Origin of the sequence: Pseudomonas sp. NPDC086112, assembly GCF_044746425.1 — a bacterium.
GTDB lineage: Bacteria > Pseudomonadota > Gammaproteobacteria > Pseudomonadales > Pseudomonadaceae > Aquipseudomonas.
Window position 1 is genome coordinate 1 of record NZ_JBIVCD010000052.1, and the last position, 12,402, is coordinate 12,402.

13 protein-coding genes and 1 pseudogene are annotated in these 12,402 nt (G+C 58.6%); 1 reads left to right on the forward strand and 13 read right to left on the reverse strand.

The window, feature by feature from the left end:
- The 8 genes from ACIPLA_RS25525 to ACIPLA_RS25560 form a co-directional block, all read right to left on the reverse strand.
- Window positions 1-256: sigma-70 factor domain-containing protein (locus ACIPLA_RS25525; RefSeq protein WP_401176980.1), on the reverse strand; the 256-nt coding region annotated here is incomplete at its 3' end.
- Between the two features lie 106 nt (window positions 257-362).
- Window positions 363-1,220, reverse strand: a complete 858-nt coding sequence (locus tag ACIPLA_RS25530; protein ID WP_218398415.1) for a peptidoglycan DD-metalloendopeptidase family protein — start codon at window positions 1,218-1,220, stop codon at window positions 363-365.
- Window positions 1,221-1,431: 211 nt separating this feature from the next.
- Window positions 1,432-2,067 carry a protein-L-isoaspartate(D-aspartate) O-methyltransferase gene (locus ACIPLA_RS25535; RefSeq protein ID WP_173667553.1) on the reverse strand — a complete coding sequence of 212 codons (636 nt, stop codon included), beginning with the start codon at window positions 2,065-2,067 and terminating at the stop codon, window positions 1,432-1,434.
- 41 nt (window positions 2,068-2,108) lie between these two features.
- Window positions 2,109-2,858: a 5'/3'-nucleotidase SurE gene (gene surE, locus ACIPLA_RS25540; RefSeq protein ID WP_123501180.1), complete on the reverse strand. Its 750-nt coding sequence runs from the start codon at window positions 2,856-2,858 to the stop codon at window positions 2,109-2,111.
- Window positions 2,846-3,904 (reverse strand): tRNA pseudouridine(13) synthase TruD, encoded by a 1,059-nt coding sequence (truD, locus tag ACIPLA_RS25545; RefSeq protein ID WP_218398417.1) that lies wholly within the window; start codon window positions 3,902-3,904, stop codon window positions 2,846-2,848. Before truD ends, surE begins: the two co-directional genes overlap by 13 nt.
- Entirely contained in the window at window positions 3,901-4,374 is a 474-nt protein-coding gene (gene ispF / locus ACIPLA_RS25550) for a 2-C-methyl-D-erythritol 2,4-cyclodiphosphate synthase (protein ID WP_218398419.1), read from the reverse strand. The genes truD and ispF overlap by 4 nt, the downstream gene beginning before the upstream one ends.
- Window positions 4,375-4,417: 43 nt before the next feature.
- Window positions 4,418-5,263, reverse strand: a complete 846-nt coding sequence (fghA, locus tag ACIPLA_RS25555; protein ID WP_401176985.1) for an S-formylglutathione hydrolase — start codon at window positions 5,261-5,263, stop codon at window positions 4,418-4,420.
- Window positions 5,264-5,271: 8 nt separating this feature from the next.
- Window positions 5,272-6,384 carry an S-(hydroxymethyl)glutathione dehydrogenase/class III alcohol dehydrogenase gene (locus ACIPLA_RS25560; RefSeq protein ID WP_018927002.1) on the reverse strand — a complete coding sequence of 371 codons (1,113 nt, stop codon included), beginning with the start codon at window positions 6,382-6,384 and terminating at the stop codon, window positions 5,272-5,274.
- 106 nt (window positions 6,385-6,490) lie between these two features.
- Here ACIPLA_RS25560 and ACIPLA_RS25565 point away from each other — a divergent pair, with 106 nt between their 5' ends.
- Window positions 6,491-7,387, forward strand: coding sequence for a LysR substrate-binding domain-containing protein (locus ACIPLA_RS25565; protein ID WP_008072678.1), 897 nt, complete (start codon window positions 6,491-6,493; stop codon window positions 7,385-7,387).
- 154 nt (window positions 7,388-7,541) lie between these two features.
- Here the strand turns inward: ACIPLA_RS25565 and ispD are convergent, their stop codons facing one another.
- The 5 genes and pseudogenes from ispD to ACIPLA_RS25590 form a co-directional block, all read right to left on the reverse strand.
- On the reverse strand, window positions 7,542-8,249 hold the full coding sequence (gene ispD, locus ACIPLA_RS25570) for a 2-C-methyl-D-erythritol 4-phosphate cytidylyltransferase (protein ID WP_218398425.1): 708 nt from the start codon (window positions 8,247-8,249) through the stop codon (window positions 7,542-7,544).
- A complete protein-coding gene (gene ftsB / locus ACIPLA_RS25575; protein ID WP_007907178.1) occupies window positions 8,246-8,524 on the reverse strand; it encodes a cell division protein FtsB in 279 nt (92 codons plus the stop codon). The genes ispD and ftsB overlap by 4 nt, the downstream gene beginning before the upstream one ends.
- A 171-nt stretch (window positions 8,525-8,695) precedes the next feature.
- Window positions 8,696-9,985, reverse strand: coding sequence for a phosphopyruvate hydratase (eno, locus tag ACIPLA_RS25580; RefSeq protein WP_008072676.1), 1,290 nt, complete (start codon window positions 9,983-9,985; stop codon window positions 8,696-8,698).
- Window positions 9,986-10,140: 155 nt separating this feature from the next.
- Entirely contained in the window at window positions 10,141-10,986 is an 846-nt protein-coding gene (kdsA, locus tag ACIPLA_RS25585) for a 3-deoxy-8-phosphooctulonate synthase (protein ID WP_008072675.1), read from the reverse strand.
- Window positions 10,987-10,991: 5 nt separating this feature from the next.
- Window positions 10,992-12,386, reverse strand: a pseudogene (locus ACIPLA_RS25590) (CTP synthase); the annotation flags it as partial.
- Window positions 12,387-12,402: the final 16 nt, after the last annotated feature.

Consider the following 12,402-nt stretch of genomic DNA (forward strand, 5'->3'; position numbering starts at 1 on the left):
CAACATGAACGTCTTCCTCCGGGGAGAGCAATGGGGAAAAGCCGATTTCGTTGAGGTACAGCTGAGTGGCATCGAGTGCCCGTGTGTAATCGATGTACTTGTGTTGCTTAAGCGAAGCGGAGTGTTTGGATTTGGCACGAACGGAAGGTGGTGCATCCCCTTCATCATTCGACATCGAATCCGTGGCGATGCCGGTCTCCATCAGGAGAACCTCATCGTCGATGTCAAACTCCGGCACTTCTTTACTGAGAGCCATTGTTATAGTCCTTTGGTGAGTTCGACCTCAAGCTCAAGCGGCGCCTTGATCCCTGGCAACGCTGGAGCCTGTTCCCTCTACGTGACGGAACAGGCTGGCTAACAAATCAACGACGTGGCAGGAATTGCAGCGGATCTACAGGTTTACCTTGTCGGCGAATCTCAAAATGCAGTTTCACCCGGTCTGTACCCGTTGACCCCATTTCGGCAATTGTCTGTCCGACTTTGACCTGCTGCCCCTCCCGAACCAACAGCCTGCGGTTATGTCCGTAGGCACTGACGTAGGTATCGCTGTGTTTGATGATGACTAATTCGCCGTAGCCCCTTAAGCCACTCCCGGCGTATACCACCGTCCCATCAGACGCAGCTAAAACAGGCTGTCCCAAATCTCCGGCGATATCAATTCCTTTATTCAAACTACCGTTTGAAGAGAATTTACCAATCAGAATGCCATTAGAAGGCCACCCCCAGCCCGTCGGGGCCGGACCGGCAGGAGGCAGTGGAGCGGGTGCCGGCTTGTTGGCGACGGACGGTGCAAGCACTGTTGTAGTGGTTGTAGCGCCATTTGCCTGGCGCCGAATTACGGTGGTTTTACTCGACGACGAAGGTGAGGAACTGGACGAACTCACTACCGCCGTCGGCGTTGAACCGCTGCGACCGTCGAAGCGAATTGTCTGACCCGGATGGATCGTGTAAGGCGTAGGAATGTTGTTCCGTGCTGCGAGGGCTTTGTAGTCCCAACCGTAGCGAAAAGCGATGGAGAACAAAGTGTCCTTGGGTCGGACAACATATTGGCCGGTGGTCACGGCCGGACGCTGGGCGACCGCGTTGTTGCGATCGACGACGCTCGCACTACCTGATTTGGTGCTGGAACATCCGACCAGCAAGGTACTCAAGACAAGGCCAGTCACCAGACGCTGAAAGCTCGTTATACCCATTCGCTGCGCAATGACTGTGAGACTCACCCGCCGCTCCCTTTGTGGTGGCTGAAAATATGGATTGCCGTGCTCCGGCACGAAATGTCGCAAGTATAACGGGCCGAACAGGCTTTAACTTTAATGAAGCGGATTCGCTTCGCGCACACGTTTGCTGCCTGAAGATGAATTGCGTTTAACCAATCGATGCCGCTGTAAGACCCGGGCAATCGAAGAGAATTCAGCGCGCTGAAACAAATGCTCAGGCCAACGGCCCGTTGAGCAATGGGACAAAGCGCACCGCCCCCAGAACACGTCTGGAAAAGCCCTGTTCCTCACGGATGATCAACATCAATTGTTGAACTTCACCGGAGCCGACCGGAATCACCAGTCGCCCACCCGGTGCCAACTGATCGAGCAGTGCCTGAGGCACATCGGTGGCCACGGCGGTGACGATGATGCCGTTGTAAGGCGCCAATGCCGGCCAGCCTTCCCAACCATCGCCCCAGCGAAATACCACGTTGCGCAGGTTCAGTTCCACCAGGCGCTCCTTGGCCCGGTCCTGCAGAACCTTGATGCGCTCCACGGAAAAAACCCGCTCGACCAATTGCGACAGCACGGCCGTCTGGTAACCCGAACCGGTGCCGATTTCCATCACCTTGTCCAACGGACCGGCCTCCAGCAGCAGCTCGCTCATGCGCGCCACCATATAAGGCTGGGAGATGGTCTGGTTATGCCCGATCGGCAGCGCCGTATCTTCATAGGCTCGATGAGACAACGCCTCATCGACGAACAGATGACGCGGGGTGCGACGGATGACTTCCAGCACCTTGGCGTTGGAAATACCTTCTTCATAGAGGCGCTGAATCAGACGCTCACGGGTCCGTTGCGAGGTCATCCCGATACCGCGATGCAGAATATGATCTTGTTCACGAGCCATTAACGCAGACCCTCCAGCCAGCCATCGAGACTTCTGAAGGCATCATTAAAGGTGCGATCCAGTTGCAGTGGCGTGATTGAAACATAGCCTTGCATCACCGCATGGAAATCGGTACCCGGGCCGCCATCTTCAGCGTCCCCCGCCGCGGCGATCCAGTAACCGGATTTACCCCGCGGGTCGACCACTTTCATCGGTGCCGCAGCGCGGGCGCGATGACCGAGGCGGGTCAGCTGGATACCACGGATGTGCTCCAGCGGCAGGTTGGGAATGTTCACGTTCAGTACCGTGCGCGGTGGCAGATCAAGGTCCGCGTGAGCCTCTACCAGTTTGCGCGCAAAGTAAGCGGCTGTGGGAAGGTTCTCTACTTGCCGTGAGACGAACGAAAAGGCAAACGAAGGACGCCCAAGGAAGCGCCCTTCGAGGGCCGCCGCCACAGTGCCGGAATACAGCACGTCATCCCCCAGGTTGGCCCCCAGGTTGATGCCGGAAACCACCATGTCCGGCTCAAGCTCCAGCAAGCCGTTAAGGCCCAGGTGCACGCAGTCGGTGGGTGTGCCGTTAAGGCTGATAAAGCCGTTGGCCAGGGTTTGCGGGTGCAACGGACGGTCGAGCGTCAGCGAGCTGCTGGCGCCGCTCTTGTCCTGGTCCGGGGCGATAACCACGCATTCGGTGTAATCCGCCAGCGCAGCATAAAGCGCGGCGAGACCGGGTGCGGTTACCCCATCGTCGTTAGAAATCAGAATACGCATGGGCTGTCCGTCTGCCCCACCGGCACCAGATCGACGAGTTCACGCACCAATACGGTGGCGAAGCATCCGGCCGGCAGGACGAATTCCAGTTGCAGAATGTCAGGCTCGGGATAATGCCACGTCAACCCGCCAATGGGCAGCCGCAGGATGCGACGTTCGTGGCTCATTCCGGCGTTAATCAACCAATCGCGCAGATCCGCTTCGCGCGCGGCGATAGCCTGCTCCAGTTCATGGACTGCGCCTGACGTCGGCGAGTCACCTTTGCCCCACTGCGGGCCGGTCGGGTGCAGGTCGAGAATCGCCAGACGAGGATCGCTGCATTCGGCTTCACCCGCCGGGAAGAAACTGCGGCTGTCGGTGAACGCCAGCAGATCGCCCACCTGCGCGCGCTGCCAGGTGCCATCGGCGACCCGCGCCGCCAACACTTGATTGAACAGAAAACTGCGCGCGGTGGAAAGCAGCCGCGAACGCACATTGCGTTGCTCCGGCAGGGCCTTGCGCGCGGCCCAGGCACGGGCGTCGACGACGTTGCCGCCATCAAAGCCGAATCGCTGGGCACCGAAATAATTGGGAATACCTTGTTTGGCGATCAGTTGCAGACGCGCTTCGATCGCCGCCTTGTCACCGGCGAACTGGGTCAAGCGCAAGGTGAAGCCGTTGGCCGAGTGGGCACCGCGTTGCAGTTTGCGTTTATGCCGACCGGTTTTGAGGATTTTCAACGTGTCGTTTTCCGCCGCCGACAGATCAGGATCAGCCTTGCCCGGCAGTTGCACGCTGAACCACTGGCGCGTCAGCGCCTGACGGTCCTTAAGGCCGGCATAGCTGACGGTGCGCAACGGCACACCCGCCGCCTTGGCGATGCGCCGTGCCGCTTCTTCGGTATTCAGACCGCGCTTTTCCACCCAGATCCACAGGTGTTCGCCATCGCCGCTCAGGGGAATATCAAGGACTTCGTCGACCTGGAAATCTTCAGCCGTGGCTTTCAGTACCGCGCTGCCCAGGGATTCACCATAGGCCCGGGGGCCAAGCAATTGCGCCTCGTTCATGTGCGCAGCAACAAGGCAACGGAGTGCACGGCAATACCTTCTTCGCGACCGACAAAGCCAAGCTTTTCGGTGGTGGTAGCTTTCACGTTCACTTGATCCAACTCAACTTGAAGATCCGCGGCAATCAGCGCGCGCATCGATTCGATATGCGGGGCCATTTTCGGGGCTTGGGCGACGATGGTGTTATCGACGTTGCCGATTTTCCAGCCCTTGGCGTGGATCAGCGCGACAACGTGACGCAACAGCACACGGCTGTCGGCGCCCTTGAATTGCGGGTCGGTGTCCGGAAAATGCTTGCCGATATCACCCAGCGCGGCAGCGCCGAGCAACGCGTCGCTCAAGGCGTGCAGCAGGACGTCACCGTCGGAGTGAGCGAGCAGCCCGAAGCCGTGTGCAATGCGCACGCCGCCCAGAGTGATGAAATCGCCTTCAGCGAAACGGTGCACATCATAGCCGTGGCCAATACGCATAAAAAAACGCCCCGATTTTTGTCAGGGCGTGATTCTACCTGCATTAGAGGCCTAGAGCGCGTCCGTGATGTTGCAAGTGGTCGTCAATGAAGCTGGCGATGAAGAAATAACTGTGGTCGTAGCCCGGTTGCAGACGCAACGTCAGCGGATGACCTGCCAGTTTGGCGGCCTGTTGCAAGGCTTCAGGCTTGAGCTGGGTGGTCAGGAAATCATCGCGATCACCCTGATCGACCAGCAGCGGCAGCTTCTCGTCAGCCTCGGCGATCAATGCACAGGCATCCCATTCGCGCCACTTCGAACGGTCTTCGCCCAAGTAACGGGAAAAAGCTTTCTGGCCCCAAGGGCAATCCATTGGATTGTTGATCGGCGAGAGCGCCGACACCGACAGATAACGCCCCGGATTGCGCAACGCACAGACCAACGCGCCGTGGCCGCCCATGGAGTGACCACTGATGCCACGCTTGTCCGATGTCGGGAAATGCGCTTCGACCAATGCCGGCAATTCCTGCACGACATAGTCATGCATCCGATAGTGGCGGGACCACGGTTCCTGCGTAGCATTCAGATAAAATCCGGCACCGAGGCCGAAGTCCCAGGCGCCATCCGGATCACCCGGCACATCAGGACCGCGAGGGCTGGTGTCCGGTGCGACGATGATCAGCCCCAACTCGGCGGCCATGCGCATGGCGCCGGCCTTTTGCATGAAGTTCTCGTCGGTGCAGGTCAGGCCGGACAACCAGTACAGCACCGGCAGCTTACCGCCCTGCTCCGCTTGCGGCGGCAGGTACACGGCAAACACCATGTCGCAACCGAGCACGTCGGAGCGGTGCCGGTAGCGCTTGTGCCAGCCGCCGAAGCTTTTCTGGCAGGAGATATTTTCCAGGCTCATGACCGACCTCAGAAATGGATGACGCTACGGATGCTTTTGCCTTCATGCATCAGGTCAAACGCCTTGTTGATATCTTCCAGGCCCATGGTGTGGGTGATGAAGGTATCCAGCGGGATCTCGCCGGTCTGGGCCATTTCGACATAGCTCGGCAACTCGGTACGCCCACGCACACCACCGAATGCCGAACCGCGCCAGACGCGACCGGTCACCAGTTGGAATGGACGGGTGGAGATTTCCTGACCGGCACCGGCCACGCCGATGATCACCGACTCACCCCAACCTTTGTGGCAGCACTCAAGTGCAGCACGCATCAACTGGACGTTTCCGATGCATTCGAAGGAAAAGTCGACGCCGCCATCGGTCATGTCAACGATCACTTCCTGAATCGGACGATCGAAGTCTTTCGGGTTTACACAATCGGTAGCGCCCAATTGCCTGGCGATCTCGAACTTGGCCGGGTTGATGTCGATGGCGATGATCCGCCCGGCCTTGGCTTTGACCGCGCCAATCACCGCCGACAGACCGATGCCGCCCAGACCGAAAATGGCGACGGTGTCACCCGGCTTGACCTTGGCGGTGTTGATCACCGCGCCGATGCCGGTGGTGACGCCACAACCCAGCAGGCAGACTTTTTCCAAGGGTGCTTCTTTAGGAATTTTGGCGACGGAGATTTCCGGCAGCACGGTGTACTCGGAGAAGGTCGAGGTGCCCATGTAGTGGAAAATCGTTTCGCCCTTGTAGGAAAAACGCGAAGTCCCATCCGGCATCAGACCTTTACCCTGGGTCGCACGAATCGCCTGGCAGAGGTTGGTTTTGCCCGACAGACAGAATTTGCACTTGCCGCATTCCGGGGTGTACAGCGGGATCACATGGTCGCCGACGGCAACCGAAGTCACGCCCTCGCCGATCGCTTCGACCACCGCGCCACCTTCGTGACCCAGGATCGACGGGAAGATGCCTTCCGGGTCCGCGCCCGAGAGGGTGTAGGCATCGGTATGGCAGACACCGGAGGCGACGACGCGCAGCAGAACTTCACCAGCCTTGGGCATGGCGACATCGACTTCAACGATCTCGAGGGGTTTCTTGGCCTCGAAGGCAACGGCGGCGCGCGACTTGATCATGCTGACTCTCCAGTGAATAAAAACAAGACAAGGAGTGTAATACAGCGGCTTACGATGAATAATCTGGACAAAAGCAAAACATTATTGCCATACAGGGATAATCCTGATGTCCGAAAACCGCTGGGAAGGCATCGATGAGTTCGTCGCCGTCGCTGAGTGCAGCCAATTCACTGCCGCGGCCGAACGCCTTGGGGTGTCTTCTTCTCATATCAGTCGCCAAATCGTACGGCTGGAAGAGCGCCTGCAAACCCGTTTGCTCTATCGCAGCACCCGCCGGGTCACCTTGACCGAGGCCGGGCAAACCTTTTTGCAACATTGCCAGCGTTTGCAGGACGGCCGCGAAGAAGCACTGCGCGCTGTCGGCGACCTGACCAGCGAACCCAAGGGCATGCTGCGCATGACCTGTGCCGTGGCCTACGGCGAACGATTCATCGTGCCGCTGGTGACTCGCTTCATGGGGCTGTATCCACAACTGCGCGTCGACATCGAGCTGAGCAACCGCCCGCTCGATCTGGTGCATGAAGGGCTGGACCTGGCCATCCGCCTCGGCCGCTTGCAGGATTCCAGATTGGTCGCGACGCGCCTGGCACCACGGCGCATGTACCTGTGCGCCTCACCGTCCTACCTGGAACGGTATGGTCGCCCACACAGCTTGTCGGAATTGAGTCGCCATAACTGCCTAATCGGTAGCTCGGACATCTGGCAACTGGAACAGAACGGGCGGGAATTTTCCCAGCGAGTACAGGGAAACTGGCGCTGCAACAGTGGGCAGGCAGTGCTGGATGCCGCACTACAAGGGGTTGGGTTATGTCAGTTGCCGGATTACTACGTGCTGGAATACCTGAAAAACGGCGAATTGATTTCGCTGCTGGAAGCCCATCAGCCGCCGAACACAGCGGTTTGGGCGCTTTACCCACAGCAACGGCATCTGTCGCCGAAAGTGCGCAAGTTGGTGGATTACTTGAAGGAGGGGTTGGCCGAACGGCCGGAGTATCGTGGTTAGACCTGCCAATGCATTCAGCGATAGATTCGTTGACTGGACCACCGCTTTCGCGAGCAAGCCCGCTCCCACATTGGTTCTGTGTCATACCCCAAACACGTAACCGACGGAGATCAAATGTGGGAGCGGGCTTGCTCGCGAAAGGCGCGACTCGGGCTTAGCGGCGGTTAGCCCAACGCTGGCGCAACCACTCAAGGTCTTCGGGACGAGTGACTTTGATATTATCGGATCGCCCTTCAATCAGGCGCGGCGCCAAACCCGCCCATTCCATGGCCGAAGCTTCATCGGTGATGACAACGTCGGCCACCAGACTATCGGCCAATGCCCGATGCAACGCGCCAAGGCGAAACATCTGCGGCGTATAGGCCTGCCAGATCACGCTGCGATCCACCGTTTCCAGCACGCGCCCATGCTTGTCGACCCGCTTGAGGGTATCGCGCGCAGGCACCGCCAATAGACCGCCAACCGGATCATCAGCCAGCTCACTGAGCAATTTATCGAGATCATCACGCGCCAGATTCGGTCGTGCAGCATCGTGCACCAACACCCAATCCTCATCGTCAGCGCCTTGGGCATGCAAATGTAGCAAGGCATTGAGTACCGACCCGGAGCGCTCGGCGCCACCTTCGACCCGCTGAATACGCGGATCGGCAGCACAGGCCAGGTTCGGCCAGTAAGGATCGTCGACTGCAAGACTGACCACCAACCCCTTCAGGGCAGGATGATCGAGGAAACAGCCGAGGCTGTGTTCGAGAATAGTGCGCCCGCCCAGTTGCAAGTATTGCTTGGGACGGTCCGCGGCCATACGGGCACCGACGCCCGCGGCAGGAATCACGGCCCAGAAGGCCGGTAGCGAATTAATCATTGGGCCAACTGGTAAAGGGTTTCACCGTCCTTGACCATGCCCAACTCATGACGAGCCCGTTCTTCAACGGTCTCCATGCCCTTTTTCAATTCGCTGACTTCGGCGTCCATCACCCGATTGCGCTCCAGCAACGCCTCGTTCTCGGCGTGTTGATCCGCAATCTGCTGCTTCAGCTCGGCCACTTGCGCCAGACTGCCATTACCCACCCACAGGCGGTACTGCAGGCCGGCCAGCAGCAAAAGCAAGACGAGAAACAACCAATTGGGACTGCGCATCGAATATCAGGTATCCAGTGAAAAAAGACAGCCATGCCATAACTTTGAAGCTTCTGATAGCACGAAGCCTGGAAGAACCAGGCTTGTGCTAATAAGGCATCAGATTAGTGGCAAATTCATCGCTGTCGCGATTTTTCGACACAATCCGGTGTCTTTTTTACTCTTTGCTACTCAGCCGCGGAACTCGCTACGGCCGTTGTACTTGGCTTTGCCATTCAACTGCTCTTCGATACGCAGCAGTTGGTTGTACTTGGAAACACGGTCGGAACGGCACAGGGAGCCGGTCTTGATCTGGCCAGCCGCAGTGCCCACAGCCAGGTCGGCAATGGTCGAATCTTCGGTTTCGCCGGAGCGGTGCGAGATTACGGCGGTGTAACCAGCGGCCTTGGCCATCTGGATCGCTTCCAGAGTTTCGGTCAGGGTGCCGATCTGGTTGAACTTGATCAGGATCGAGTTGGCGATCTTTTTATCGATGCCTTCTTTCAGGATCTTGGTGTTGGTCACGAACAGGTCGTCGCCTACCAGCTGAGTCTTCTCGCCGATTTTGTCGGTGAGGATTTTCCAGCCCGCCCAGTCGGACTCGTCCAGACCGTCTTCGATGGAGATGATCGGGTAACGCTCGGTCAGGCCTTTCAGGTAGTCAGCGAAACCTTCAGCGGTGAACACCTGGCCTTCGCCGGACAGGTTGTACTTTCCGTCTTCGTAGAATTCGCTGGCCGCGCAGTCCAGGGCCAGGGTCACGTCGGTGCCCAGCTTGTAACCGGCGTTGGCCACGGCTTCGGAGATCACTTTCAAAGCGTCTTCGTTGGAGGCCAGGTTCGGCGCGAAACCACCTTCATCACCAACGGCAGTGCTCAGGCCGCGAGCCTTCAGAACGGCTTTGAGGTGATGGAAAATCTCGGTGCCCATGCGCAGACCTTCCGAGAAAGACTTGGCGCCGACTGGCTGAACCATGAATTCCTGGATGTCGACGTTGTTATCGGCGTGCTCGCCACCGTTGATGATGTTCATCATCGGAACCGGCATCGAGTAAACACCCGGGGTGCCGTTCAGGTTGGCGATGTGAGCGTACAGCGGCAGGTCCTGGTCCTGAGCGGCTGCCTTGGCCGCGGCCAGGGAAACGGCGAGGATCGCGTTGGCGCCCAGGGTCGCTTTGTTTTCGGTGCCGTCCAGCTTGATCATCGCGTGATCCAGCGCTTTCTGGTCGCTTGGGTCTGTACCCAGCAACAGGTCGCGGATCGGACCGTTGATGTTGGCGACGGCTTTCAGAACGCCTTTGCCCAGGTAACGGCTCTTGTCGCCATCACGCAGCTCGAGTGCTTCACGCGAGCCAGTGGAAGCACCGGATGGCGCGCAAGCGCTGCCGATGATGCCGTTATCGAGAAGCACATCTGCTTCCACAGTGGGATTGCCACGGGAGTCGAGAACTTCACGACCTTTGATGTCGACGATTTTTGCCATTGTTGTGAACACTCCAAAGTTGACGAAAACGACGCAGCTGAAGGAAATCTTTATCGTCGGCAAGCGACAGACAGGGGGCAGGCTTGCGGACGATAAGGCTCAAGCCCGAGGGCCTGAGCGTTAAACCGTGCAGTACTTTACCGGAGAATCGGGGTTTACGCGGTTTCTACTGTCGGAAAACTTTTAACCAATTCGTCCAGTGCCTTGAGCTGGGCCAGGAACGGTTCCAGTTTGTCCAGACGCAAGGCGCAAGGGCCGTCGCATTTGGCGTTGTCCGGGTCCGGGTGCGCTTCGAGGAACAGACCGGCCAGCGACTGGCTCATGCCGGCCTTGGCCAGGTCGGTGACCTGGGCACGACGACCGCCGGCTGAATCGGAGCGACCGCCAGGCATTTGCAGCGCGTGGGTCACGTCGAAGAACACCGGGTACTCGAACTGCTTCATGATGCCGAAGCCAAGCATGTCGACGACCAGGTTGTTGTAGCCGAAGCTCGAACCACGCTCGCAGAGGATCAACTGATCGTTACCGGCTTCTACGCATTTGTTCAGGATGTGCTTCATTTCCTGAGGCGCGAGGAACTGGGCTTTCTTGATGTTGATCACCGCGCCGGTCTTGGCCATCGCGACCACGAGGTCGGTCTGGCGCGACAGGAAGGCCGGCAACTGGATGATGTCGCAGACTTCAGCGACAACCGCGGCCTGATCAGGCTCGTGGACGTCGGTGATGACCGGCACACCAAAGGCTTGCTTGATGTCCTGGAAAATCCGCATGCCCTCTTCCAGGCCGGGGCCACGGTAAGAGGTCACAGAAGAACGGTTAGCCTTGTCGAAACTGGCCTTGAACACGTAAGGGATACCGAGTTTTTCGGTGACCTTTACGTACTCTTCGCAGACCTGCATGGCCATGTCGCGGCTTTCCAGCACGTTCATGCCACCGAACAGCACCATTGGCTTGTCGTTGGCAATTTCGATGTTGCCTACGCGGATGATCTTCTGTGCCATCTGGTTTACGCCTTCTTCTGGTGTTGGGCCAAAGCGGCTTTGACGAAGCCGCTGAACAACGGGTGACCGTCGCGCGGTGTCGAGGTGAACTCAGGGTGGAACTGGCAAGCGACGAACCATGGATGATCCGGTGCTTCGACCACTTCAACCAGCGCGCCATCACCGGAACGACCGGAGATTTTCAGACCGGCCTCGATGATTTGCGGCAGCAGGTTGTTGTTCACTTCGTAGCGATGACGGTGACGTTCGACGATCACGTCCTTTGCATAGCAATCGTGCACCAGGGAACCTGGCTCAAGCAGGCAATCCTGAGCGCCGAGGCGCATGGTGCCACCCAGATCGGAGGTTTCGGTACGGGTTTCGACTGCCCCAGTGGCATCTTCCCACTCGGTGATCAGACCCACCACCGGGTGACCGCTGGTGCGATCGAACTCGGTGGAGTTGGCGTCTTTCCAGCCCATGACGTTACGAGCGAACTCGATAACGGCCACTTGCATGCCCAGGCAGATACCCAGGTATGGAATCTTGTTTTCACGAGCGTATTGAACGGCAGTGATCTTGCCTTCAACGCCACGCAGACCAAAGCCGCCCGGAACCAGAATCGCGTCGACGCCTTCCAGCAGCGCGGTGCCCTGGTTTTCGATGTCTTCGGAATCGATGTAGCGCAGGTTGACCTTGGTGCGGTTGCTGATGCCGGCGTGACTCATCGCTTCGATCAGCGACTTGTAGGCGTCCAGCAGCTCCATGTACTTGCCGACCATCGCGATGGTGACTTCGTGCTCCGGGTTCAGCTTGGCATCTACCACCGCTTCCCACTCGGACAGATCGGCGCTGTCGCATTGCAGGCCGAAACGCTCGACAACGAAATCATCCAGGCCCTGGGAGTGCAGAATGCCCGGGATCTTGTAGATGGTGTCGGCGTCTTCCAGCGCGATCACCGCACGTTCTTCAACGTTGGTGAACTGCGCGATCTTGCGACGCGAAGAGATGTCGATCGGGTGATCAGAGCGGCACACCAGCACGTCTGGCTGCAGGCCAATGGAACGCAGTTCCTTGACCGAGTGCTGAGTCGGCTTGGTTTTGGTTTCGCCGGCAGTGGCGATGTACGGCACCAGCGTCAGGTGCATCAGCATCGCGCGCTTGGCGCCGACTTCGAAACGCAATTGACGGATCGCTTCGAGGAACGGTTGCGATTCGATGTCACCCACGGTGCCACCGATCTCGACCATGGCCACGTCGGCATCGCCGGCGCCCTTGATGATCCGGCGCTTGATTTCGTCGGTGATGTGCGGGATCACCTGAATGGTTGCGCCCAGGTAATCACCACGGCGCTCTTTGCGCAGGACGTGTTCGTAGACACGGCCGGTGGTGAAGTTGTTGTTCTGGGTCATGGTCGTGCGGTTTTACGGGTATTTG